A 23,017-nucleotide genomic window follows, 5' to 3' on the forward strand; every position below is an offset into this window, starting at 1 on the left:
TCCGGTTAAGTGGCGGGAGTGCCAGTGGTCGAAGGGCCGGGGATGCGGCGATGACCGTGCTCGCGGTGGACATCGGCGGCACGAAGTTCGCCGCCGCGGCCGTCGCGCCCGACGGCGAGATGCTGGCCCGCGCCGAGGTGCCGCTGCGCGGCCCTGCTTCGGCCGACGAGACGCTGTCGGAGGTCGTGGGCCGGATCACCGAGCGCGTCGCGCCCGCCCGCCTGGACGGGATCGGGGTGGGCTCGGCCGGGCCGCTCGACCCCCGCCGGGGCACGGTCAGCCCGGTGAACATCCCCACCTGGCGGGAGTTCCCGCTGGTGGACGCCCTGGGCGAGGTGCTTCCCGGCCGGCCCGTACGGCTCGCGGGCGACGGTCAGTGCATGGCGCTCGGAGAGTGGTGGCGCGGCCTGGGCGAGGACCTCGCGGCGCGGAGCCGGGCCATGCTCGGCATGGTGGTCTCCACCGGCGTCGGCGGGGGCTTCGTCCTCGACGGCGTGCCGTACGTCGGCCCGACCGGCAACGCCGGGCACATCGGGCACATCACGGTCGACCCCGATGGCGAGCCGTGCCCCTGCGGCGGGGCCGGGTGCGTGGAGACCATCGCGAGCGGGCCCGGCATGGTCCGGTGGGCCGCCGCGAACGGCTGGTCCGGCGCGGACGCGCGGGCGCTGGCCGCCGACGCCCGGGCCGGGCACCCCACCGCCGTACTCGCCTTCCGGCGCGCCGCCGGCGCGCTGGCCACCGCCGTGCTCACGGCGTCCGCCCTGTTCGACCTCGACCACGTCGTCATCGGAGGAGGCGTGGCCGCGGCGGGGCCGATTCTCTTCGACCCGCTCAAGCAGGCGATCGAGAGGAACGCCGGGCTCGGCTTCCTGCGGCGCCTGCGGGTGGACCCGACCTCTCTGGGCCGCGACGCCGGGCTGTTCGGCGCCGCCGCCCTCGTCCTGATCCAGGGCAACCCGGGCACCTGACCTGTCCGGGCCTCCCGACACAAGGAGCGCCGAGGGGCACCACGGCCGCTCAATCCCACCAAATTGACCCTAATTGGCGCGATATCTCCATTTATGGGGCAAAGGTAGGCTGGAGGACTGAATCGACATCGGGGGAACGCGGCCATGACGGGAACGCACAGGTGAAATGGGCCACCGGCTCGGCGGACCCGCGCCACAGAGCCGCGTCCCCCGACCTCATGGCGGCGCTGCTCGAACGCGGCGGTGAGGGCGTCGTGCTGTGCGACGCCGACGGCGTCGTGACGCTGGCCAACCCGGCGGCGATCCGCCTGGTGCCGCGGCTCGAGCCGGGGCTGCCCCTGCCCGCGCTGCTCGACGTCGTCCCGTCCGCCCCCGAGGGCCGGACCGTGACGTACGGCGGCCGGGAGATCCGGGTCCGCGCGGAGGAGTTGGGCGAAGGCCGAACCGCCTGGTATCTGACCGCGGAAACGCCCCGAGAACCGCAGCAGACGCTGCGTACGAAGTTCCTGCTGGAGGCCGCGCGGCGCCTGTCCGCCTCGCTCAACCCGCACCGGTGCGCTCGGGCCGCGACGGAGCTGGGCACCGACTTCCTGTGCGACGCGGCGATCGTGCTGCTGCCGCCCACCGCCCGCCGCCGGACGGAGTGGGTGCGCGCCGTCTCCGGCAGCTCCGGCCCGGACGAGGGCGTCGTGCCGGCCGCCGCCGCGGCCGAGGTGCCCGGCCTGACCGACGCGCTCGCGGGCCTGCGGGAGGACGCCGCGGGACGGCAGGACCCGGCCGGCACGCCGGACTGGCTGCTGCCGGAGGGATTCGGCCCGGTCGGCCACCTGCTGGTGCTCCCGCTGCCCGGCAACGCCGTGCCGGCCGGTGCGATCGTGCTCGCCCGCCGCGCCGGGCGGCCGCCGTTCGGCGAGGACGACCAGGTGATGGCGTGCGACCTCGCGACCCGGGCCGGCGCCGCGATCTCGGCGGCCTCCCTGTTCCGGGAGCAGAGCACGGTCAACGCCATCCTGACCGGCGACCTGCTGCCGCCCGACCTGCCGGAGATCGAGGGCATGCGGCTGGCCGGCCGGCTGCGGGCCTCGCAGCAGGCGGGCGCCATCGGCGGCGACTTCTACGACGTCTACCTGCCCGAGGCCGCGCCGGAGAGCGGGATCGTGCATCGGCCTCCGCTGGTCATCCTGGGCGACGTCTGCGGCAAGGGCGCCCGCGCGGCGGTCCTGGCCGGTCAGGTCCGCCACAGCCTGCGTACGCTGCTGCTGCTGGAAAGCCGTCCCGAGCGGCTGCTCGAACTGCTCAACCGGTCGTTGCTCGCGTCCCCGTCGCCGAACTCCTACGTCACGCTGATCCTCGCGGCGTTGCGGAGCGCCCCCGGCGACCACGTGCTGGTGGACCTGGCCGTCGCCGGGCACCCGCCGCCGCTGGTCCTGCGCCGGGACGGCACGGTTGAGGAGGTCGCCGTCCGTGGTTCGCTCCTCGGCGCGCTGAAGAAGATCAGCCTGTGGCCCGTCACACTCGACTTGGCGCCCGGCGAGGTGTGCCTGCTGTACAGCGACGGGATCACCGAGGCGTTCGGCGGTCCGAGCGGCCGGGAGATGTTCGGCGAAGAGCGGCTGAAGCGGGCGCTGGCGACCTGCGCCGGTATGCCGGTCGACGCGCTGGTGGAGCGGCTGGAGCAGCTCAGCACCGAGTGGTTGCGGGGCGGGCAGCAGGACGACCGCGCACTGCTCGCCGTGCGCGCGGGGAGGGGGACGTCGCGATGACGCCGGACCTGGAGGCCGCCACCGAGCGCTACCTGGAGCTGATCGGCCGGGCCGACGAGTACGGCGCGGTCGACCTGGTCGTGGGCCTGATCGACGGGGGCGTCCCCGCCGAGGACGTGCTGCTGAGGGTCATCGCACCGGGGCAGCGCCGGGTGGGCGAGCTGTGGGCGTCGAACGAGTGGTCGGTGGCGCGCGAGCACGGCGCGACCGCGGTCAGCGAGCGCGCGGTGGCCGCCGTCAGCGGGCACGTCCGGCCGGCGCCGACACGCGGCCGGGTGGCCGTGGCCTGCGCCGACGGCGAGTATCACGCGCTGCCCACCCGCATCATGGCGGAGGTGCTGCGCCTGCGGGGGTGGGACGTCGACTTCCTGGGCGCCAGCGTGCCCGGGCCGCACTTGATCACCCATCTGCACCAGACGGGGCCCGACGTGGTCGCGCTCGGCTGCACGCTGCCGACCCGGCTGCCCCGGGCCCACGCCACCATCGCGGCCTGCCAGGCCGTGGGCATCCCCGTGCTGGCCGGTGGGGCCGGGTTCGGCGCCGACGGCCGCTACGCCCGGCTGCTCGGCGCGGACGCGTGGGCGCCCACCGCCGACGCGGCGGCCGACCGGCTCGCCGCCGGGCTGCCGTCCTTCCCCGCCGCCTATAACGGCGCGGCCCATCTGGGCGACGAGGAGTACACGTACCTGACCCGGCACCGCGCCGAACTGCTGTCCCGCGTCATGGACACGCTCAGGGAGTCGTACGCCCCGATGGGCGGCTACAGCGCGCGGCAACTGGAGCACACCGGCGAGGACCTCGGTCACCTCGCCGATTTCCTGATCGCCGCGATGTACGTCCACGACGCTTCGCTGTTCACCGATTTCGTCACCTGGACCTGCCGGGTGCTGGTGGCCCGGAACGTGCCGGCGGAGTCCGTCGTGCTCGGCCTGGGCGTCTTCCATGATGTACTGACGGACTGCCCCCGCGCCCGGGCGCTGCTGACCGAGGGCGTCACCGCGGCACGGACGTGTTGCGCGGTCCGGCGAACAGAGACGAGCGGTTGATGCAGGACACGCCCCCGTTCCAGGTGGAGTCGCTTGTCTCCGAGCCCGGTGCCGTACGCCTCGTGATGACCGGTGAGCTCGATTTCGGCGCGGCGGACGAGGCGTCCGCCGCGGTGGACAAGGCGCTCGCCGAAGACCTCCGCCTGCTCGAACTCGACCTGTCCGGGCTGGAGTTCATCGACTCCTCGGGCATGGCCGTCCTGATGAACGCCTACATGGGGGCGGGGGAGTGCGGGGCCGGCTTCCGGATCGTCGCGCTCACCCCCTATCTGCGCCACCTGATCGAGGTCGTCGCCCTCGACGACGTGCTCGACCTGCCTGGGTAGGCGGCCGCTCAGCCGGTAACGACCTCCCACACCGGGTGGCTCTGTATGACCGGCCGGTCTTGGTCCTTCTCAGTGGTCATGACCGGCACCCACAGCGTGCGCACGCCCCGGTCGTTCACGAGTGTGAGCTCACCCCCGCAGCCGGGACAGCGGATGCGGCCCCGCGCCAGGTGTCCGCGATGGGCGGTGAAGTATCCGTAATAGTCCACCGACGGGTCCTCATCCGCCCGTGCCATGTGCCGCCCCCAGTCCACCTCGTCCGCCGCGCGGCCCCTCGGCTTGCAGGCGGGGCAGGGGACGCGGACGTCCTCCCAGAAACCGCAGGCGGTGAACTCGGGGTCGTAGTAGCCGAGGCTCCGCACGAGGCGGGCGAGGACCCTCGCCGGTCCCCTGGGCGGCACGCGCGTCTCGGGGGCCGTGGTGACCGGGTCGGTGTTGTTGATCAGCTTCGCGAACCGGTCAGCGAGGGCGGCCGTAAGATGCGGCACGTCGAGCGCCCGGCCCGCTCCGCGGTAGCCGAACGCGACCAGAGTCCCGCGCCCGTCGAGCACGTGGGCCGACCGGATCGTCGGCGGCGTGGAGCCGCGCGGCAGCAGCCACAGGGTCGCGAGCAGCTCGCTCGCGGTCCAGAACGAGTCGAAGTAGTCCGGGCTCAGGTGGACGAGGACCCGGCCGGTGGCGGTGATCTCGTACATCAGCCGGGCGGCCCCCTCCCACATCTGCTGCCGGGTCACCACCTCCGTGGGATAGGAGTATTCGCAGGCGGGCACCATGCGCACCCGCACGCCGTGCTCCTCCTCGAAGGCCGCCCGCCAGCGCTCCGCGGCCTCCTGGTGACTGCCGCGGAAGCTGAGGAAGTAGTCCGCCGGATTCTCGAACATCCAGTAGTGGGCCGACCTGCTCGGTGGGCGTCGCGGCGCCCGCACTCCGCGCAGGTGGGTGTGGAGGTGCCGGTCCAGCCACTCCGCCAGCACCGCGTTGTCCATCGTCGCGCCGTGCACCGGTGCCCTCTGGTTGCGGGTCAGCACATTGCGGGGCAGCGGTGTCCGGCTCACCAGGAGGTTGTGCGCCCTCAGCTTGGCGTGCATCGAGAAGGCCCGGTAGACGTCCTCCGGTCCCTCAACCGAGCCGTCCCACAGGACGAACGCGGACGTCCGCTGCGCCACCAGCGCGGTCGCCCGGTTCGCGCGGGCGGGAGCGAGGCGCAGGCGCAGGCCGTACTTGCGGCAGATCGGCTCCACCCAGTTGTCCAGCAGGTCGTGTCCTGCCTCCGTGGGGAGTGTGAAGAAGGTCAGGACGTCCGTCATGCCGCCCTGCCGGCTCGGTGCAGCGCGTTGACGATCTCACCGTGAAGCAGGCGGGCGGGCGGATGGCCCGTCCGCCGTCCGAGCGCCTGGGCGAGGGCGCGCAGTTCGCCGTACGTGCTCGCCGAACCCGTCCGCGTGGCCAAGCCGAGCGCCAGGTCCCCGGTCTCGCAGGCACGGTCCAGGTCTCCGGCGGCGACGTGCGCGCGGGCGAGGCGGGCGCCGAACAGCCCCCTGACGCGGCGGCCCTGATCGGGAATGTCGCGCACCGCGTCCTCCAGGAGCGCGGCGGCCTTGCCGAAGCGCCCGAGGGCGTGATAGCACCAGCCGGTCACCAGTGTGGTCGGATCAGCGACGCTCGAGGGCCCGTGGATGCCCGACCGCACCCCGGCTCCCGACAGCAGCACCGACGCCCGGTCCAGCGCCGCCTGGCAGGCGTCGGCTTCGCCGAGGAGGGCGTGTCCCTGCGCCTCACGGTGGGCGGCCAGGCCTCTGGTCCTGGCCGAGACTTCGGGCGCCGCGCCGACCGACGTGATCAGTCCGGCCACGCGCACCGGATCGCGCTGGTACAGCGCGAGCTCCGCCCGCCGTACCAGGGTGTAGGCGGCGAGGTCGAGGTCTCCCGCCCGTACGGCGAGTTCCTCGGCCTTCGCGGTCCACCGGGCGGCCCCGGACAGATCGCCGGTCTCCTGGGTCATCCATCCGGTGAACTCGGCGCAGCGCGCCGCCAGTGCGGTCAGCTCGCCGACCACCGGGCCGGGTCCGGCGGCCGCGTTCAGCACGGTCTCCATGAACACGTCGAGTTGCGCGAGCACGACCTCCGGATGCGTCTGTTTACCGAGGTGCCGCAGGTGGTCGAAGATGGCCTCCAGCGTCGCGACCAGGTGGTCGTCGCCGCGGATCGCGCTGCTCACGCGGTCCGTCGTGGCGTTCGCCGACGGGACACGCGGCGGGCGGCCGTCCCCGTCCCGGAGGGAGAGCGAGCGGAGGGGGCCGATGAGGGGGCGCGGTACGAGCGCGGCCAGATCGCCGTGCGCGTCGAGAGCTTCGTCGCAGATCAGCGCGAGATCGTAGGTGGGCGGCCGCAACCCGTTCTCGATTCTGCTGAGGTAACTCGGACTGTAGTGGACGTACTGGGACAGAATTCGCAATGACCAGCCGGCGGCCTGGCGTGCGTGGTGTAGTTCCTCCCCGAAAGACCGACTGTTGTTCATCTGGTCTCTCCATTCTCAATGGCACCTGTCCGTACACCTGTGGAACGTGCCAGCGCGGTTCCTGAATCTACCTGGTAAGGAGAGATTTCGGTATTAGGGCGTTGCTGGAGATCGCACTGGTTTCGGTGGGATGTTGCCTCGTTGCCGGTTTAGTTGGCAACGCCAGATGCCTTCCGTTGCCTCCGTGGGCGGATGACCCTGTCGGAAGAAGGATCCGGAAGGGCGAGAGCTCGTACGGCCACGGGAGGGGTTTGCCGGGAATGAATCAGCACAAAGTGGTCGCAGCGATTGATTTTGGCACTCACGGGACGGGATTCGCGTGGACGGTCGTTTCCCCGCTCAACGACGATCCGGAAACCCGGAAGGTGCAGTACTACACCCAGTACCCGGGTGCGCGGGTGGACTATCCAAAGAACCTGACCGCCATCCTCGTCGATAAAAACGGCGAAACGCTTGCATGGGGACATCAGGCGCGTAAGCAGTGGAACCAGGCGATGGACCGCGGCGAGACCGAGAACCTGGGATATGCCTACGCCTTCAAGATGGCCCTCAAGCCCGAGGCGAAGGACGGCGGCATGCCCACGGCTGGCGGCTTCCTCGACCTCGCCGATCGCGACCAGGTGCGGCGCCTGGTGGTCGCCTACCTCAAGGAGATCTACACGGTGGCTGTGGTCGAGATCCGCGGGGCGGGCTATACGGAACGGGAGATCCGCTGGTGCATCACCGTTCCGGCGATCTGGGAGGAGAAGGACAAGCAGTTGATGCGCCAGGCCGCCGTCGACGCGGGGCTTCCCGACGACGAGGACCGGCTGCTGCTGTCCATCGAGCCGGAGGCGGCGGCCCTGTTCTGCTACTTGAGGATGGCCGAACTGGCGGACGGCTCCCGTGGCGAACGCATCGGCCTGGAGATCGACGGGCTGCGCTTCATGGTGGTCGACTGCGGCGGCGGGACGGTCGACATCACCGCTTACGAGACCTCGAGCACGTCGGGCGAGAATATCGCGCTGAAGGAGATCGGCGTCGCCACCGGCGGCAAGCTCGGTTCCGAGTACGTCAACCACGCGTTCAGGGCCGAAATCCTGCCGCGGCGGCTTGGCTCCGAGGTGATGCGGCGCCTGCGGGACGAGCACGCCGAGGAACTCCTCGCCCTGGAGGAGCAGTGGGAGCGGTGGAAGACCACCGCGGAGGTCGAGTGCGGAGCCGACGGCGAGGTCCACTTCGTCGACACCGTGCGGCTGGACCTGCCCGCGGGGGTGTGGGACCTCCTCGACACCGAGGCCAGGGCACGGCTGACCGCGCAGGCCGGCGGAAAGCCGTACCGCGTCATAGTCGGTCCCGAGGAGGTGGAGGCGCTGTTCGACGACGGCGTGGTCAGCAGGATCCTCGAGAAGATCGAGGAGCAGCTCGCTGAGATCCGCAGAGGGGACGAAGCGGGCCGCGAGCCCGAGACGCTGCTGCTGGTGGGCGGTTTCTCCATGTCCACCTACCTCAAGGAGCGGATCCGGCGCAGGTTCGGGGACCGCCACCGCATCCTCGTGCCGCCGAACCCTGCGATGGCCGTGTTCGAGGGCGCCCTGCACTACGCCTACAACCCGCGGGTGCTGCTGTCGCGCCGCTCGAAGTACACGTACGGCTTCGAGATCGCCGAGCCGTGGGAGAGAGGGGTCGACTCCCCCATGCGCAAGATCCGCGGTAGCGAGGGCGAGATGCTCTGCGTCGGCCGCTTCAAGATCGCGGTACGCCGCGGGGAGAGCGTGGCGGTGGACGAGCCGTTCCCCTTCGGGGTGGCTCCGACGAGCCGGGAGCAGACGGCGGCGCAGGTGCGCCTTTTCCGCACCCGCAAGCTCGATCCCCGCTACGTCGACGAGGAGGGCTGCGAGGAGATCGGCGCGTTCGACGTTGACATCAGCGACTCGGTCGGCCGCGACGTCGACGAGCGCCCCATCGGCCTGCTGCTGTACTTCGGCCGCTCGAACATCCAGGTTGAGGCGGTCAACCTGGCCACGATGCAGAAGACCGAGGCCGCCGTCGACTTCGAGCGCATGAACTGAGAGGAGCGCACGGTGTGCTGGTTCTCACGCCGGCCGAAGGAGCCGCTGAAGGAGAGAAAGGACACGGGCATGGGGTACGAGACCCTACCGCGGTCCCCGGACGGCCCGGCACGGAATCCCGGCCGGCACGCGGAGGGACGGCCGGCGGACCCCGGGGCCGAGGCCGAGTGGCAGGTCCTGCGTCAGGAGGTCGACAAGCTCGCCAGGGACCTCGCGGCGGACGTCCGGCGGCTGGAAAGGCAGGTCGACGAACTCGGGGCCAGGGTCGCCGCGGTCGAGCAGGGGGCGGCCCGCCATGCGGCGGTCGCGTCGCGCGCGGACTGGGCGTACGGCCTGGCACGCGACGCCGCGAACCGGGCGGACGACATCAGCCGACGGGTCGAGAACGTGGTCGCGCGGACCGACGGGCTGCACACGCGTGTCGAGGCGCAGGAGAGCGACCTGTCCGGCGTACGCGACACGCTCGCCGCCCTGGTCCCTCTGCAGGAGACCGTGCACCGGCTGGCCGAGACGGTGGACCTGGTCAGGGAGCGGCGGGTGAGGGAACGCGACGACCTCACCCGAGACGACTTCCTCGTGCATTTCGGGTTCGGCGCGCGGATGAAGGCCCTGCTGACACAGCGGCTGCCGGAACTGACGGAGACGCGGGTGGACGACGAGAAACCCACCGACGTGCTGCGCAGGGAGGCCGAGCTGGTGCGCGAGATGAGCCGGGCCCTCACCGAGCCGGGCGACCGGATGGAGTCGTGGCTGACCGCGGTGGCGACCGACCACGGGCGGCTGCGGCTGCCGCCGCGGCAGGAGCAGTTACTGGCCCGTGTGTGCGCAGAGGCCGACGACGTGCGCCGCGGGCTGGCGGGGACGGGACACCGCGTACGGTTCGACTTCGACCTGCCGTTCGGCACCGTCGCCGACCCGGAGGAGCACGAGATCTGGACGGCGTGCGCGCCGGGTGAGGAGGTCGACTTTGTCGTCACGCCCGCCTACTACGCGCAGGGGCGGAAGATCCTGCCCCCGTCCGTGTTCACCCGTCGAGAGCGGGGAGAGTGATCGGTGCAGCCGCTCGAGGTGTGGCGTCTGGCCCCCCGCTTCCCGCTGATCGGCGACCGGGCGCTCGCGGAGGTCGTCAACGCGCTCAACACGATGGACGACATGGTGGCGGCGGGGGAGAAGGAGGGGTTCCTGCGCCGCTGCGTCTCCCGTTTCACGGGCGTGCATCGCAGGCGCGGCCTGGAGCGGGGCCGGGCGTCCGCTACGGTTCAGCGCAGCATGGTGGCCTGGACGCGCGAGCTCAGCGAGCACCTGCGGTTCACGGACATCAACGTGGGCCTGCTAGCCATGGAAATCGAGGAACTCCAGCACGAGGTAGCACACGCCGAGTGGCTCGCCCACGAGGCCATGGCCGAGGTCCGCGAGCTCGCGGGCATCATGGCGGAGTTCATCGACGCGGTCGATCTGCGGTTCGCTCAGATCGACCGGAAGATCGCGGAGATCGACCGTCGGCTGGCATTCCACGAGCAGGTCCTGGGGGAGCACGGCGAACTACTCGTCGCGCACACCGAGGTCCTCGACGCGCACGCCAGGGCTCTGCTGGACCTCGACCGTCGTGCCCTGGAGCTCGATCTGTGGCGGACGGCCTGGGCGGGAGCGGACATGGCCGTACGGCGCTGGCGGAACCAGGACGCCTACTCGGGTCTGCCCTGGGCTGCACAGGTGACGCTGCTGGCGCGGGAGGTCGCCATGGCCGAAGCGGGTCTCCACGAGTTCATCACGGGAGAGCGGAGCTGGCGGGAGCGGCTGGCCGACGACATCCTGTCCGATCCGCGCGCAGCCGTCGCGCGCCGCGACCTCGGCTGGGACGGAACCAGGACGATGCGCAGGATCGTCGAGCGGGCGACTGAGGAGCTGCGCGATCCCGACGAACGACGGCTCGTTGCGGAGCTGCTCGGCGTCGGGCTCCCCGCGAATCTGCGGCCGCCGCACCGGCCGATGGGGTTCGCCCTGGCCCGTGCCCTGGAGCTGAGCGCCCGCGATCCCGGCACCCGTCCCGAGGATCCGTCCCGTACGGCGGTGGACGAGGCCCGGCGTGACTACGGGCACCTGTCCGATGTCACTTTCGGGCAGTTTGTCCGGCGGACGATCGACGAGCAGGCCGAAGCCGCCCGCCAGGCGCGGGCCGACCTGCGCGAGGAACGGCTGCGCAGGGAGAAGGCGCAGCAGGACCAGGCGGGACGGGATTCGGCCGATGGGTGAGGGGCAGCAAGCCGGCGGATCCTCGGGCGATCCGTTCGCCGCCGCCCGGAAGCGTGCGCTCGCGCTCGGCGCGCGCCCGATGCCGCCGTCACGTCAGGCCCTCCCTGCGCGCGAGGCTCTTCCGGCGCCGCTCGCGCACGGGCAGCCGGACGACCCGCTCGAGCACCGCTTCGGGCTGGTGCTGGCGGGTGGGGCGGCGAAGGGCGCCTACCAGGTGGGCGCGATCGAGTGCCTGGCCCGAGCCGGCGTACGGATCACCGCGATCGCCGGCACGAGCATCGGCGCACTGAACGGCGTGGTCCTCGCGGGGGCGCCCACGCCCGAGGAGGGCGCCGCACGCCTGGTGGACTTGTGGTCCGCCTTCAGCGAGGCGTTCGGCGACGCGCCGTTCGGGGAGAAGGGCCCCGCCCACGAGTCCCTGGTGCAGCGCTTCGGCAATCTCGCCCCCAGGGTGGCCCGTCTGCTCGGCTCGAAGGGCGATCTGGAGAGGCTCGCCGATCAGGCGATCGACGCGGAGGCCCTGCGTACGGGCACCACGATGCGGGTCGCCGCGTACCCCATCCTCCCGCCGGCGGACCTGCGGCACCTGAGGCACCTGAAGCTCGTGCAGACCGCCACGGACTGGATCGGTGGCGTGCTCGGAGTGCGCTCGCACATCATCACCCTCAACGGGCTGAACCACGCCGAGATCAAGGAGGCGGTCCTCGCGAGCGCCGCGCTGCCCTTCCTGTTCCGGCCCCGGCAGGTCGCGGGCAGGTACTACCGGGACGGCATGCTGGGCAGGGACAACACGCCGATCCGGGCCCTCGCCGATCTCGACCACTGCGACATAGTGATCGTCGTCCACCTCTCGCCCGGAGAACCGGTCAAGCACGTCGAGCACGAGGGACTCACGTTGCTGCAGGTGCGCCCGCGGGACGGCCTGGTGCCCGGCGGGGCGCTCGGTTCGGTCAGCGGCCTGCTCGACTTCTCTCCCGGCACCTGCCAACGGCTGAGGGGGCGCGGCTACGACGACATGGAACGGCTGCTGACTGATACGACCCGGCTCGTCATGTCCGCGCGCCGGTTGCGGGAGGCCGAGCGCTTCATGAGCGGCCAGGTCCAGCGGGTCCTGGACAATCGTGCCCGCCGGGGACCGGCACCGGAGCGGCGAGAGTCCTGATGGACAATGTGCTGGTGAGCAGGCGTGCCGTCGCCGTCCGGGTCGAGGGGATCGTGCAGGGGGTCGGCTTCCGGCCCTTCGTGTACGGCCTCGCCACGCGGCTCGGCCTCGCCGGGGTCGTCGGCAACGACGAGCGCGGGGTCTTCATCGAGGTCGAGGGCGGCAGCGCGCCGGTCGAGGAGTTCCTCGCCGCGCTGGCCGGCGATCCGCCGCCGCTGGCGGTGATCGAGCGGATCAGCACGGGCCCGGCGCCGGTCACCGGCCGTGGGACCTTCGTGATCGCGCCCAGCACGGCCTGCGGGGACCGGCGCGCGCTCGTCTCGCCGGACGTGGCGACTTGCGACGCCTGCCTGCGCGAGCTGACCGACCCCGCCGACCGCAGGCACGGCTACGCCTTCATCAACTGCACCGGCTGCGGGCCGCGCTTCACCATCGTCCGCGACGTGCCCTACGACCGGGCGAACACGACGATGACCGGCTTCCGCATGTGCGCGGACTGTGCCCGGGAGTACCACGACCCCGCCGACCGGCGCTTCCACGCCCAGCCCGTGTGCTGCCCCGCCTGCGGGCCCCGGCTGCGCTTCGTCGGTTCCGGGAGCGCCGGCGACCCGGCAGGCGACCCACTCGCGCGGGCCGTACGGCTGCTGCGGGCGGGCGGGGTGCTGGCGGTCAAGGGGCTCGGCGGCTACCACCTGGCGGCGCTCGCGGCGGACGAGCCCGCCGTGGCGGCGCTGCGGTCGCGCAAGCACCGCGAGGACAAGCCGTTCGCGGTGATGGCGGGCGACCTGGACGAGGCACGGCGGCTGTGCGTGGTGGACCCGGCCGAGGAGCGCCTGCTGACCGGGCCCGCCCGCCCCGTCGTGCTGCTGCGGCGGCTGCCGGACGCCTCCGCCGCACTGTCCGTCGCACCGTCCGTGGCACCGGGGAACCGGTGGCTGGGCGTGCTGCTGCCCTACACCCCGCTGCACCACCTGCTGCTCCGGGCGCTGGGCGGGCCCACCGTGTTGACCAGTGGAAACGTGTCCGACGAGCCGATCGCCTACCGCGACGAGGACGCTATGGAACGGCTCGGCGGCATCGCCGACGCCTTCCTCACCCACGACCGCCCTATCCACATCCGCACGGACGACTCGGTCGTACGGGTCTTCCGGGGCCGCGATCTGCCGATCAGGCGGTCGCGGGGATACGTGCCGCATCCGCTGGCGCTCGCCCGGGCGGCCCCCCGGCCCGTGCTCGCCTGCGGCGCCGAGCTGAAGCACACGTTCTGCCTGGTCAAGGACGACCGCGCGTTCGTCTCCCATCACATCGGCGACCTGGAGAACTACGAGACCCTGCGGTCGTTCACCGAGGGCGTCGAGCACTTCCGGCGGCTGTTCGACATCACGCCCGAGGTGGTCGCGCACGACCTGCACCCCGAATACCTGTCCACGAAGTGGGCCCTCGACCAGGACGCGGACCTGGTCGGCGTGCAGCACCACCACGCCCACATCGCCTCCTGCCTGGCCGACAACGGCGCGGCCGGGCCGGTCGCGGGGGTCGCCTTCGACGGCCTCGGGTACGGCACGGACGGCACGCTGTGGGGCGGCGAGTTCCTCGTGGCCGACCTGGCCGGGTTCGAACGGGTGGGCCACCTGGCGCCGGTGCCGATGCCCGGGGGCGCGACCGCGATCCGGCAGCCCTGGCGCATGGCGGCGGCCTATCTCGATCTCGCCTACGACGGGGACGTCCCGGAGGACCTGGACGTCGTACGGCGCAACGCCGGACGGTGGGCGGCCGTCGTCGCGCTGGCCCGCCGGGGCGGGAACGCGCCTCCCACCTCCAGCATGGGCCGCCTGTTCGACGCGGTGGCGGCGGTCGCGGGCGTGCGCGACGCGATCACCTACGAGGGCCAGGCCGCGGTCGAGTTCGAGCAGCTGGCCGACCCCGCGGTGGACGAGGCCTATCCCTGCGACCTCGCCGGAACGGGCACGCGGTTCACCGTGCCGGGCGTGGCACTGGTCCGCGCGGTCGCCGAGGACCTGCGCGCGCGGGTGCCGCGCGACGTCGTCGCCGCGCGCTTCCACAACGCGGTGGCCCGCGTCGTCGCCGACGGCTGCGCCCTGATCAGGCAGGCCCGCGGCCTGTCCACGGTCGCGTTGTCCGGCGGCGTGTTCCAGAACCTGCTGCTGCTCGGCCGGGCCGTCACCCTGCTGGAGGAGCGTGGCTTCACGGTGCTCACCCACCACCGCGTCCCTCCGAACGACGGCGGCGTCAGCCTCGGGCAGGCCGCCGTCGCCGCCGCGCTCGACCGCGCCTGACCTCAGCCGCCCTGGTCGCCCGCGGGCAGTGGAGGACTCTCCTCGTCGATGGGCCCCTCCGGTTCGATGCCGGTGGAGTCCTCGAGCGTGGAGCGGCCGTGCGGCCGGTCGGCCTCGCCCCGCACGCCCTCCTGGTCCCGCCCGGGCTCCCGCTCTCGCTGGGCGGTCTCCTCGCCTCCCCGGCTGAGGCTCTCGCCCGCGCCGAGAGGGGATTTCGCCTCGGTGTCCGTGGCGGGCACGCCCGACTCCTCCTCGGCGGACGGCTTCCGCCCGGGCCCGGGCTCGCCCGCGGCCTCCGGCCGGAACGCCAGATCGCCCGCCCGCTCGGTCTCGCTCATCTTGAAGTCACCTCCCCGGTCAGCAGATCCGCGGCAGCGGGTCGCCGACCAGCACGTCGATGATCCGGGTGCCGCCGAAGGCGGTCTTGAGCAGCACCAGGCCCGGGGGATCGTCCCCGATACGGCCGACGATCGCGGCGCCCTCGCCGAGCGGGTGGCCCCGCAGGGCGGCGAGCGCGGCCCCGGCCGCCTCCCCGTCCACGACCGCGACCATCCGGCCCTCGCAGGCGACGTAGAGCGGGTCGATGCCCAGCAGCTCGCACGCTCCGCGTACGGCGGGTCGTACGGGCACCGCGTCCTCCTCGACCACGACGGCGACGCCGGAGGCCCGGGCGATCTCGTTGAGTATCGTCGCGACCCCGCCGCGCGTCGCGTCCCGCAGGCACCGCACTTCCTCGCCGGCGGCGGCCCGGAGGGCGGCGATCAGACCGTTCAGCGGGGCGGTGTCCGAGGTCACGTCGGCCTCGATGTCCAGCTCGCCCCGGGCCAGCATGATCGTGACGCCGTGCTCGCCGATCGGGCCGGACACGAGGACGGCGTCGCCGGGACGGGCGGTCGCGACGCCGAGACGCGCGTCCCGCTCCAGCAGTCCCACACCCGCGGTGGTGACGTAGCAGCCGTCGGCCTTGCCGCGCTGCACCACCTTGGTGTCCCCGGTGACGATCGACACCTCCGCCGCCGCCGCGGCCCTCGCCATCGACGCCGCGATCCGCCGCAGGTCCTCGACCGGGAAACCCTCCTCCAGGACGAAGCCGGCCGACAGGTACAGCGGCCGGGCCCCGCACACCGACAGGTCGTTGACGGTCCCGTTGACGGCGAGGTCGCCGATGTCGCCGCCGGGGAAGAACAGCGGGGAGACCACGTAGGAGTCGGTGGTGAACGCGAGCCGCGCGCCGCCCGCGCCGAACACCGCCCCGTCCTCCAGCGGCTCGAGCAGCGGGTTGCGGAAGGCGTCGAGGAAGACCGCCTCGATCAGGGTCTGGGTGGCCTTGCCGCCCGCGCCGTGGGCCATCGTGATGTGCTCCTCGCGCACACGGGCCTTCCGCTGCCGCGCGCGGTCGATGCGTTCGAGGACCTGCCGCTCACGGGTCGTCTCGGTCACCGCGTCGCCTCCCTCACCCGCTGCCGCGAGAAGCGGCCGAAGTTGTAGTAGGCCGCGCAGGCGCCCTCGGACGACACCATGCAGGTGCCGATCGGCGTCTCCGGCGTGCAGGCCGTGCCGAAGACCTTGCACTCCCACGGCTTGAGCACGCCCTTGAGCACCTCGCCGCACTGGCACGCCTTCGGGTCGGCCACCCGGCCGCCGGGGATCGCGAACAGGCGCTCCGCGTCGTACGCCGCGTACTTCTCCCGCATCCGCAGGGCGGAGTGGGAGATGAACCCGAGGCCGCGCCACTCGAAGTACGGCCGGAGCTCCATCACCTCGTTGATCGCCCGCAGGGCCTTGACGTTGCCCGCCCACGGCACGACCCGGGCGTACTGGTTCTCGACCTCCGAGCGGCCCTCGGCGAGCTGGAGCAGCAGCATGTAGACCGACTGCAGGATGTCCAGCGGCTCGAAGCCCGCCACCACCAGCGGTTTGCCGTACCCGCGGGCGATGAACTCGTACGGCCGGCAGCCGATGATCGTGGACACGTGACCGGGGCCGATGAAGCCGTCGAGGCGCAGGTCGGGCGAGTCCAGGATGGCCTTGATCGCGGGGATGATCGTCACGTGGTTGCAGAAGACCGAGAAGTTGCGCACGCCCTCGGCCGCCGCCCGCAGCACGGTCATGGCGGTCGACGGCGCGGTGGTCTCGAACCCGATGGCCATGAAGACCACCCGGCGCTCCGGGTTGCGGCGGGCGATCTTCAGGGCGTCCAGCGGCGAGTAGACCATGCGGATGTCGGCGCCCTGCGCGGTGGAGTCGAAGAACGACCCGCGCCCGCCGGGCACCCGCATCATGTCGCCGAACGACGTCATGATCACGTCCGGCTGCTCCGCGATGTGGACGGCGTCGTCCACGCGGCCCATCGGGATCACGCAGACCGGGCAGCCGGGGCCGTGCACCAGCGTGATCGTCTCGGGCAGGTAGTCCTCCAGCCCGTGCTTGTAGATGGTGTGGGTGTGGCCGCCGCACACCTCCATGAACTTGTACGACCGGCCCGGCTCGCACAGGCTCGCGATCCTGGCGGACAGCGCCCGCGCCTTGTCCGCGTCGCGGTACTCGTCGACGAAGCGCATGGGTCCTTCACCTCTCTGTGGACGAGTCGCCGATGGACGAGTCACCGATGGACGAGTCACGCAGCGCGGCCAGCTCGTCCTCGTACGCCTGGCCGATGCCTTCGAGGAACTCCAGCGCGGCCCGGGCCTCGGCCTCGTCGATCTTCGACAGCGCGAAACCGACGTGGATCAGGACCCAGTCGCCGGGCCCCAGGGGCTGGCCGTCGAGCAGGCCGATGTTGACGGCCCGCCGCACCCCGCTCACGTCGACCTTGGCGAGGTCAGTCTGGTCCGGCGGGATCTCCACGATCTCGCCGGGAATGCCCAGGCACATGGGACACCTCCGCAGTGGTGTCGGGGTCGAGCTGGATGGATTCGAGGACGAGGCTGTCCCCGCCCTCCGTGTCGACGTCGATCCCCCCGCACAGTCCGCAGATCGTGAGCGGGTCCGCGCACAGCGCGGAGTGGCCGCACCCCCGGCAGATGAGCCGGGCGGGCTCGATGACCAGGTCGAGCGTCGCTCCTTCGGCGACCGTCCCGGCGGCGGCCAGGCAGAAGGCCTGGTTCAGGGCCGCGGGCGCGATGCGCAGCAGGGCGCCGGCCCGCACCCGGGCCCGGCGCACCCGTCTGCCGTCCGCCCGGTGCTCGACGGTCTCCAGCACCGCCTCGGCGATCCCGAACTCGTGCATCGGGGTCACATCCTTCTGATCCGCAGATAACGTCGGATGTCGGGCAGCGACTGGACGACCAGGACGGCCACCCCGGCCACCAGCAGCACGAGGACCACGCGTTTCAGCATCGCCGCTCCCCTTCCGCGAACTCCGCGAACTCCTTCGCGATCAGTTCGAGCACCAGACCGGCCGCCTCGGGGACGGCGGCCGCGACCGGCGGGCTCAGATCCATCCCCGGCGACACGTCGGCGGGTTCGCAGCCGACCAGCAGGACTCTGCCTCCCCGGGGGAGATCGAGGCCGGAGGCCAGCGTGAGCACCGCGCCGGGGGTCATCGCGTGCGCGTCCACGAGATCCGCCGGCTCGGGAGACGTGGGTTCCAGGACGCACAGCGTGCCGGGAGCCCGACCCGCCGGGACCGCGTCCACGAGGATCGCGAGGTCGTATCCCGAGGTCAGCTCGTAGGCGAGGTGGATGCCCCGGATGCCGAAGTCGCCGACCGCCACGCCGTCGGGAACGCCGGTGGCGGCGAGGTGGCGGGCCACCGCCACGCCGAAACCGTCGTCGCCGAGGAAGACGTTGCCCACACCGGCCACCAGGGTTCTCATGCGGGTTCGACCTCGTCCGGCGCGAAGTAGAGGAAGCGTCCCTGCTCGCGCTGGAGATCGGAGCCGGCGTCGTCCTCCAGCGTCACGGCCAGGTGGTGCACCCCGTCCACGTCGAGGAACACCGCCTCGACCCGGGCGATCCGCCCGGTCAGGAACATGTCGTGCGCGTCGGCGCGCCGGGCGCCGGGGCGCAGCCGCACCCGGCTCCCCTTGCCGATCCGCACCCCGGACACGGTCACCGCGTCGTCCTCCGGCGCCGTCCTGGCGGGCACCTCCAGGTGACGGATGGCGCCGTGGAGGCGTTCGAGCAGCTCCGGCGGCAGGTCGGCGGCCCGTTCGAGGATCTCGGCGGCACGCGGGTCGGTGACCCTGGCCTCCCGCTTCTCCTCCTCGGTCAGCGTCTGCGTGCGCAGCGTGAGCAGCTCGTCGATCTCGGTCGAGTCGAACAGGTCGCCGGGGCTCTCCGGGGCGATGGCCGGGTGGTCGTACAGGATGATCGGCGAGGACAGCACGACGTCGCGGCGGCCGGGCTCGCCCACCAGGACCGGCCAGGTGTTCTCGTTGTGGCACTGCCGCGCCGCCGCCTCGGCCCACAGCGGCGGGTCGAGCAGCGAGACGAAGGCGCCTCCGCTCACCCCGATCAGCAGGTGGGCGGCGACCAGCGAGCGGCGCAGGGCCTCCTCGCGCGGCGCGTCCGCCCGCTCCCAGTGGGCGGTGTTCTCCACCTCGACCCGCAGCCGCACCAGCCCGTACGGCCCGGGCAGCCGTTCGGCGGAGATCCGCATCTCCGCGTCGAGCGGCTGGTGCTCGCAGACGACCCGGCCCGTCCGCTCGCCGCCGGGACCGGCGATGGGCTCGATGACCCGCTCGCCGGGCACCCGGACCTCGATGGTGCGCCGCCCGCCGACCACCTGGGCCAGGGACAGCGTGGCGCGGGCCTCCCGCTCGCCGGCCTCGTCGAAGCTGAGGTAGTCGTGCCCGCCGACGGTCAGCCGCGGCACGGGCCAGTAGCCGTCATCCTCCCTGCGCTCGACCGTCTTGCCCCTGACGTGCAGGAACCGCAGGCGCACGTCGAGCCGGGCCTCGTCGGGGGCCTCGAGCAGGCACTCGGTCACGCTGGCGGACGGCTCGCCGGGGTAGTTCGGCGGCACGAGCACGCCGAACTGCCAGCGCATGCGGTTCTTGGCCGCCGAGGCGCGGTAGGGGTAGAGCAGGTAGCCCTCGTACAGCACGGCGTCCGCAACGCGGCGGGCCGCCTCCATCGGCACGGTCACCGCGATCCCTCCTTCAGGCTCGCCTCTTTCAGCAGGGCTTCCACGGCTTCGTCGACGGTGGCGAGCACCCGTTCGGACTTGAAACGGAGGATTTCGCGTACGGTGTCGCGGCGCAGCCGCAGCCAGCCGGAGCCGGGGAAGGCGGTGTCGATCGTCTCCCGCCACACCGCGACAGGCAGGCGGTGGCGGGTCTCGCAGTGCCAGGGGACCTGCCGCATGCTCACGCCCCCGCCGGAGCGTGCGAGCACGCTCCCGCTGAACAGCAGCAGCAACGGGATCTCGCCGTCGTCCAGGGAGGCGAAGTAGCGGCCCGCGGCCACCTCCAGGTCGTAGCCGCATGGCACGGGCAGGTCGATCACCGTGCTCCCGGTGAAGCCGGGCACCATCGTCTGTGCCATGGCGAACTGCACCGGCCGCAACGTGTCGCCCCACCGGGCCGGCTCGCCGAACAGGTCCGCGAGCAGCGCCGCCTCCTCCGGGCCGTACGGCCTGCGGCGCGGCTCGATCCTGATCTGGCAGCGCAGCGCGATGGCGTGGACGCCCTCGGGAGAGGGGTCGGTGACGCGCAGGCGGAAGACGAGCGTGGGCGAGGCCGCGTACGGCTCGGGCCGGGCGTCCAGGCATTCGAAGCGGAGACCATCGTCCAAGGTCAAACCTCCTTCGGAACGCGGGCCCGCCGGCGCAGGGCGGTGAAGAAGCCGTCGATGGCCTCCCACGCCTCCCGTCCGCCGTCGAAGCCCTTCCAGTGCAGCCGTACGAGGCCGACGAGCCGGTAGCAGGCGTCGATCGGCACGAGATGGCAGGAGAACGACCCGTCCGGAGCCCGGTCCACCAGCAGCGCCTCGACGTCGGGCTCGGCGTCCGCCAGCGCCGGGTTGGCCGCGAGCACGCGCTCCCAGGTCGCGAGCGGGAGCAGCGACTCGGTCGCCCCGGCCGGGCTGGGATAGAAGGCCACGGTCCGGCCGAGTGAGGAGTTGCGGAAGAAGAACGCCGTACGCACGGGGATGCCCAGCTCGTCCCAGTCGGCGGGGGAGATGTGGAAGGACGGCGCGTAGAGGAAGCGGTCGGGCACGGCGTGGTACCGCCCCTGGCCCGGCCGGACGAACAGCAGGCGGCACCCTCGGCAGGCGCACATCAGCGCCCGGGTCTCCAGGTCGACGACGTGCCCGTGCTCCCCGTCCAGGGGCTCGGCGCACATCTCGCACTGTTCCGCCCGTTCCGCCCCCTCGACCGGGGCCGGTTCGCGTTCGCGTTCGCGGAAGCGGCGCAGGCCGGTGCTCATGAGGGGCGCCTGCCGATCTGCAGCAGAGTCACGGCACTCTCGACGTCCACCCGCGTCACCTCGGGGGCCACCCGGGCGATGGCCCGCTCGATCGACTCGGTGACGGTGCTCCGCGACGAGGGGCAGCCGCCGAAGGCTTCCTCCAGGCGCAGCCGCACGACGCCGCCCTCCACGCTCAGCAGCTCGGCCCCGTGACCATTGGGGTGGCCGTCGAGCGCGGCCCGCACCCGCTCGGCCGTGGTCAGCGGGTGCAGGTCGTGCAGCACGAGCAGGCCCGAGACCAGTGGATCCTCCACCAGCCCGCGCAGCGCGCCGGCCGCCCCGGCCTCGGTGACGATCGCCATGACCCGTTCGAGGCCGGCGCCGTACAGGCCGACGACCTCCCGCACGAGCTCCTCGGCCCTGGCCCGGGCTCCTTCGCCGGTCAGCTCCGCGATGAGCCGCTCGATCCGCTCACCGGTGGCGGCGACGTCGTGGGTCATGGCGTCCCCGTGAAGGCGTGCGGGCTGTGCACCACGCGCAGCTGCCTGCCCCGGCCCAGGTACATGTGGACGCCGCAGGGCAGGCAGGGGTCGAAGCTGCGCACCGTGCGCATGATGTCGATGCCCTTGAAGGTCTCCGGCGGGTTCTCCTCGAAGATCGGCGTGTTCTGCACCGCGTCCTCGTACGGCCCCGGCGTGCCGTTGAAGTCGCGCACGCTGGCGTTCCACGGGGTCGGCGGGTACGGGTGGTAGTTGGCGATCTTCCCGTTCCTGATCACCATGTGGTGGGACAGGACGCCCCGCACGGCCTCGGTGAAACCGCAGGAGATCGCCTCGTCGGGCACGGTGAACGGCGACCACGTCTGGGTGTGCCCCTGACGGACCTCGCCCAGCGCCTGCTCCACGAAGTGCAGCGCGCACGCGGCGGCGTACGCCTGGAAGTACGTCCTGGCCCGGTTGCGCTCGACGGCGTTGGACAGCAGCTCCCCGTTCCGCCGGGGAATCCGCCACTCGAACGTCTTGTCCGGCAGGCTCGCCGTCCTCGGCAGGTTGATCTCCACACTGTGCCCGGTGGACCTGACGTAGCCGATGTCCACCAGGCCCGACAGCGCGGTGACCCACAGGCGGGCGAGCGGCCCGCCGCCGGTGTCGAGCGCGAGCAGGTCCCGCCCGTCGAACCAGCGGGGCGACATCACCCAGCTGTACTTGTCGGTGAAGTCCCGCTTCTGCGGATGCGGGATCGTGTGCTGGTTCCACGGATGGCGGATGTCCACCGGGTTGCCCAGCGGGTCCTCGGTGACGAACGGCTCCTGGTCGGCCCAGTCGTCGTAGTAGGAACTGCCGAGCAGGATGCGGATGCCGAGGTTGATGTCCACCAGGTCGTTGGTGACGAGTTTCCCGTCCACCACGATGCCCGGGCTGACGAACATCTTCCGGCCCCAGTCGTTCATGTTGCGGTAGTCGAAGTCGCAGTGCCCGGGGTCCTGGAAGCTGCCCCAGCAGCCGAGCATCACCCGCCGGCGGCCCACCTGCTCGTAGCCGGGCATCGCGTCGTAGACGAAGTCGAACAGGTCGTCGTGCATGGGGACGACCCGCTTCATGAACTCGACGTACCGCATCAGCCGGGTGAGGTAGTCGGTGAACACCTGCACGGTCGCGACCGTGCCCACCCCGCCGGGGTAGAGCGTGGAGGGGTGCACGTGCCTGCCCTCCATCAGGCAGAACATCTCCCGGGTGGTGCGGCTCATCGCCAGCGCCTCGCGGTAGAACGCGCCCTCGAGCGGGTTCAGCGAGCGCATGATGTCGGCGATCGTGCGGTAGCCGTGGTCGGCCGCGTGCGGTGCCTCGGTCCGCTCGGCCCGAGCCAGCACGCCCGGGTTCGTCTCGCGGACCATCTTCTCGCAGTAGTCGACCCCGACCAGGTTCTCCTGGAAGATGTTGTGGTCGAACATGTACTCGGCCGCCTCGCCGAGGTTGATGATCCACTCGCCGATGTGCGGCGGGCGCACGCCGTACGCCATGTTCTGGGCGTAGACCGAGCAGGTGGCGTGGTTGTCGCCGCAGATTCCGCAGATCCGGCTGGTGATGAAGTGGGCGTCGCGCGGGTCCTTGCCCTTCATGAAGATGCTGTAGCCCCGGAACACCGACGAGGTGCTGTAGCACTCCGCGACCTCGCGGTTGGCGAAGTCGACCTTCGCGTAGATGCCGAGACTGCCGACGATCCTGGTGATCGGGTCCCAGGCCATCTCGACGAGTTCGCGTTCCCGGGTCATCG

The 23,017-nt window shown here is 72.1% G+C and carries 23 protein-coding genes; 9 read left to right on the forward strand and 14 right to left on the reverse strand.

Annotated features, from left to right (window positions below):
- Positions 1–50: 50 nt before the first annotated feature.
- From HHX30_RS09290 to HHX30_RS09305, 4 genes are all read left to right on the forward strand, one after another.
- A complete protein-coding gene (locus tag HHX30_RS09290) occupies positions 51–971 on the forward strand; it encodes an ROK family protein (protein ID WP_169981410.1) in 921 nt (306 codons plus the stop codon).
- A gap of 161 nt (positions 972–1,132) precedes the next feature.
- Positions 1,133–2,734 carry a SpoIIE family protein phosphatase gene (locus HHX30_RS43190; protein WP_169981412.1) on the forward strand — a complete coding sequence of 534 codons (1,602 nt, stop codon included), beginning with the start codon at positions 1,133–1,135 and terminating at the stop codon, positions 2,732–2,734.
- Entirely contained in the window at positions 2,731–3,780 is a 1,050-nt protein-coding gene (locus HHX30_RS09300; protein WP_169981414.1) for a B12-binding domain-containing protein, read from the forward strand. The genes HHX30_RS43190 and HHX30_RS09300 overlap by 4 nt, the downstream gene beginning before the upstream one ends.
- Positions 3,780–4,106, forward strand: a complete 327-nt coding sequence (locus tag HHX30_RS09305; protein WP_169981416.1) for an STAS domain-containing protein — start codon at positions 3,780–3,782, stop codon at positions 4,104–4,106. The genes HHX30_RS09300 and HHX30_RS09305 overlap by 1 nt, the downstream gene beginning before the upstream one ends.
- An 8-nt stretch (positions 4,107–4,114) precedes the next feature.
- Here HHX30_RS09305 and HHX30_RS09310 read toward each other — a convergent pair whose 3' ends face one another.
- Both HHX30_RS09310 and HHX30_RS09315 read right to left on the reverse strand, forming a co-directional pair.
- Positions 4,115–5,413 (reverse strand): hypothetical protein, encoded by a 1,299-nt coding sequence (locus tag HHX30_RS09310; protein ID WP_169981418.1) that lies wholly within the window; start codon positions 5,411–5,413, stop codon positions 4,115–4,117.
- Positions 5,410–6,624: a helix-turn-helix transcriptional regulator gene (locus HHX30_RS09315; RefSeq protein WP_169981420.1), complete on the reverse strand. Its 1,215-nt coding sequence runs from the start codon at positions 6,622–6,624 to the stop codon at positions 5,410–5,412. The genes HHX30_RS09310 and HHX30_RS09315 overlap by 4 nt, the downstream gene beginning before the upstream one ends.
- A gap of 365 nt (positions 6,625–6,989) precedes the next feature.
- Between HHX30_RS09315 and HHX30_RS09320 the strand changes: the two genes are divergently transcribed.
- The 5 genes from HHX30_RS09320 to hypF all read left to right on the forward strand — a co-directional run bounded on the left by HHX30_RS09320 (position 6,990) and on the right by hypF (position 14,387).
- Positions 6,990–8,675 (forward strand): Hsp70 family protein, encoded by a 1,686-nt coding sequence (locus HHX30_RS09320; RefSeq protein ID WP_169981422.1) that lies wholly within the window; start codon positions 6,990–6,992, stop codon positions 8,673–8,675.
- A 69-nt stretch (positions 8,676–8,744) separates the two neighbouring features.
- Entirely contained in the window at positions 8,745–9,725 is a 981-nt protein-coding gene (locus tag HHX30_RS09325; RefSeq protein ID WP_169981423.1) for a hypothetical protein, read from the forward strand.
- A 3-nt stretch (positions 9,726–9,728) separates the two neighbouring features.
- Positions 9,729–10,928 (forward strand): hypothetical protein, encoded by a 1,200-nt coding sequence (locus tag HHX30_RS09330; RefSeq protein ID WP_169981425.1) that lies wholly within the window; start codon positions 9,729–9,731, stop codon positions 10,926–10,928.
- Positions 10,921–12,090, forward strand: a complete 1,170-nt coding sequence (locus HHX30_RS09335) for a patatin-like phospholipase family protein (protein WP_169981427.1) — start codon at positions 10,921–10,923, stop codon at positions 12,088–12,090. The genes HHX30_RS09330 and HHX30_RS09335 overlap by 8 nt, the downstream gene beginning before the upstream one ends.
- 14 nt (positions 12,091–12,104) lie before the next feature.
- Positions 12,105–14,387, forward strand: a complete 2,283-nt coding sequence (hypF, locus tag HHX30_RS09340; RefSeq protein ID WP_311922224.1) for a carbamoyltransferase HypF — start codon at positions 12,105–12,107, stop codon at positions 14,385–14,387.
- Between the two features lie 2 nt (positions 14,388–14,389).
- Here the strand turns inward: hypF and HHX30_RS09345 are convergent, their stop codons facing one another.
- The 12 genes from HHX30_RS09345 to HHX30_RS09395 are packed head-to-tail and all read right to left on the reverse strand — an operon-like array spanning position 14,390 to position 23,015.
- On the reverse strand, positions 14,390–14,725 hold the full coding sequence (locus tag HHX30_RS09345; RefSeq protein ID WP_169981431.1) for a hypothetical protein: 336 nt from the start codon (positions 14,723–14,725) through the stop codon (positions 14,390–14,392).
- 19 nt (positions 14,726–14,744) lie between these two features.
- On the reverse strand, positions 14,745–15,827 hold the full coding sequence (hypE, locus tag HHX30_RS09350) for a hydrogenase expression/formation protein HypE (RefSeq protein WP_311922225.1): 1,083 nt from the start codon (positions 15,825–15,827) through the stop codon (positions 14,745–14,747).
- Positions 15,824–16,948: a hydrogenase formation protein HypD gene (gene hypD / locus HHX30_RS09355; protein ID WP_169981433.1), complete on the reverse strand. Its 1,125-nt coding sequence runs from the start codon at positions 16,946–16,948 to the stop codon at positions 15,824–15,826. Before hypD ends, hypE begins: the two co-directional genes overlap by 4 nt.
- Before the next feature lie 7 nt (positions 16,949–16,955).
- Positions 16,956–17,261 (reverse strand): HypC/HybG/HupF family hydrogenase formation chaperone, encoded by a 306-nt coding sequence (locus tag HHX30_RS09360; protein ID WP_169981435.1) that lies wholly within the window; start codon positions 17,259–17,261, stop codon positions 16,956–16,958.
- Positions 17,209–17,616 (reverse strand): hydrogenase maturation nickel metallochaperone HypA, encoded by a 408-nt coding sequence (locus tag HHX30_RS09365; protein WP_169981437.1) that lies wholly within the window; start codon positions 17,614–17,616, stop codon positions 17,209–17,211. Before HHX30_RS09365 ends, HHX30_RS09360 begins: the two co-directional genes overlap by 53 nt.
- Before the next feature lie 5 nt (positions 17,617–17,621).
- Entirely contained in the window at positions 17,622–17,726 is a 105-nt protein-coding gene (locus HHX30_RS43680; RefSeq protein WP_396703585.1) for a DUF6893 family small protein, read from the reverse strand.
- Positions 17,720–18,205: a hydrogenase maturation protease gene (locus HHX30_RS09370; protein WP_169981439.1), complete on the reverse strand. Its 486-nt coding sequence runs from the start codon at positions 18,203–18,205 to the stop codon at positions 17,720–17,722. The genes HHX30_RS43680 and HHX30_RS09370 overlap by 7 nt, the downstream gene beginning before the upstream one ends.
- Positions 18,202–19,479: a hypothetical protein gene (locus HHX30_RS09375; RefSeq protein WP_311922226.1), complete on the reverse strand. Its 1,278-nt coding sequence runs from the start codon at positions 19,477–19,479 to the stop codon at positions 18,202–18,204. The genes HHX30_RS09370 and HHX30_RS09375 overlap by 4 nt, the downstream gene beginning before the upstream one ends.
- Positions 19,476–20,126 (reverse strand): DUF6084 family protein, encoded by a 651-nt coding sequence (locus HHX30_RS09380; RefSeq protein ID WP_169981441.1) that lies wholly within the window; start codon positions 20,124–20,126, stop codon positions 19,476–19,478. The genes HHX30_RS09375 and HHX30_RS09380 overlap by 4 nt, the downstream gene beginning before the upstream one ends.
- A gap of 2 nt (positions 20,127–20,128) precedes the next feature.
- Positions 20,129–20,761 carry a DUF5947 family protein gene (locus tag HHX30_RS09385; RefSeq protein WP_169981443.1) on the reverse strand — a complete coding sequence of 211 codons (633 nt, stop codon included), beginning with the start codon at positions 20,759–20,761 and terminating at the stop codon, positions 20,129–20,131.
- Complete coding sequence (locus HHX30_RS09390; protein WP_169981445.1) at positions 20,758–21,243, reverse strand: NifU family protein; 486 nt, start codon at positions 21,241–21,243, stop codon at positions 20,758–20,760. Before HHX30_RS09390 ends, HHX30_RS09385 begins: the two co-directional genes overlap by 4 nt.
- Positions 21,240–23,015, reverse strand: a complete 1,776-nt coding sequence (locus tag HHX30_RS09395; RefSeq protein WP_169981447.1) for a nickel-dependent hydrogenase large subunit — start codon at positions 23,013–23,015, stop codon at positions 21,240–21,242. The genes HHX30_RS09390 and HHX30_RS09395 overlap by 4 nt, the downstream gene beginning before the upstream one ends.
- Positions 23,016–23,017: the final 2 nt, after the last annotated feature.

Origin of the sequence: Microbispora sp. H10836 (genome assembly GCF_012999525.1) — a bacterium.
In the GTDB taxonomy this organism is placed as follows: Bacteria; Actinomycetota; Actinomycetes; order Streptosporangiales; family Streptosporangiaceae; genus Microbispora.

Coding starts and splice junctions, on each gene's coding strand:
- HHX30_RS43680 (WP_396703585.1), bottom strand. CDS start 17,726: ATGCTGAAACGCGTGGTCCTCGTGCTGCTGGTGGCCGGGGTGGCCGTC.
- HHX30_RS09345 (WP_169981431.1), bottom strand. CDS start 14,725: ATGAGCGAGACCGAGCGGGCGGGCGATCTGGCGTTCCGGCCGGAGGCC.
- HHX30_RS09390 (WP_169981445.1), bottom strand. CDS start 21,243: ATGACCCACGACGTCGCCGCCACCGGTGAGCGGATCGAGCGGCTCATC.
- HHX30_RS09335 (WP_169981427.1), top strand. CDS start 10,921: ATGGGTGAGGGGCAGCAAGCCGGCGGATCCTCGGGCGATCCGTTCGCC.
- HHX30_RS09395 (WP_169981447.1), bottom strand. CDS start 23,015: ATGACCCGGGAACGCGAACTCGTCGAGATGGCCTGGGACCCGATCACC.
- HHX30_RS09305 (WP_169981416.1), top strand. CDS start 3,780: ATGCAGGACACGCCCCCGTTCCAGGTGGAGTCGCTTGTCTCCGAGCCC.
- HHX30_RS09385 (WP_169981443.1), bottom strand. CDS start 20,761: ATGAGCACCGGCCTGCGCCGCTTCCGCGAACGCGAACGCGAACCGGCC.
- HHX30_RS09300 (WP_169981414.1), top strand. CDS start 2,731: ATGACGCCGGACCTGGAGGCCGCCACCGAGCGCTACCTGGAGCTGATC.
- HHX30_RS09360 (WP_169981435.1), bottom strand. CDS start 17,261: ATGTGCCTGGGCATTCCCGGCGAGATCGTGGAGATCCCGCCGGACCAG.
- HHX30_RS09310 (WP_169981418.1), bottom strand. CDS start 5,413: ATGACGGACGTCCTGACCTTCTTCACACTCCCCACGGAGGCAGGACAC.
- HHX30_RS09315 (WP_169981420.1), bottom strand. CDS start 6,624: ATGAACAACAGTCGGTCTTTCGGGGAGGAACTACACCACGCACGCCAG.
- HHX30_RS09325 (WP_169981423.1), top strand. CDS start 8,745: ATGGGGTACGAGACCCTACCGCGGTCCCCGGACGGCCCGGCACGGAAT.
- hypD (WP_169981433.1), bottom strand. CDS start 16,948: ATGCGCTTCGTCGACGAGTACCGCGACGCGGACAAGGCGCGGGCGCTG.
- HHX30_RS09370 (WP_169981439.1), bottom strand. CDS start 18,205: ATGAGAACCCTGGTGGCCGGTGTGGGCAACGTCTTCCTCGGCGACGAC.
- HHX30_RS09365 (WP_169981437.1), bottom strand. CDS start 17,616: ATGCACGAGTTCGGGATCGCCGAGGCGGTGCTGGAGACCGTCGAGCAC.
- HHX30_RS09290 (WP_169981410.1), top strand. CDS start 51: ATGACCGTGCTCGCGGTGGACATCGGCGGCACGAAGTTCGCCGCCGCG.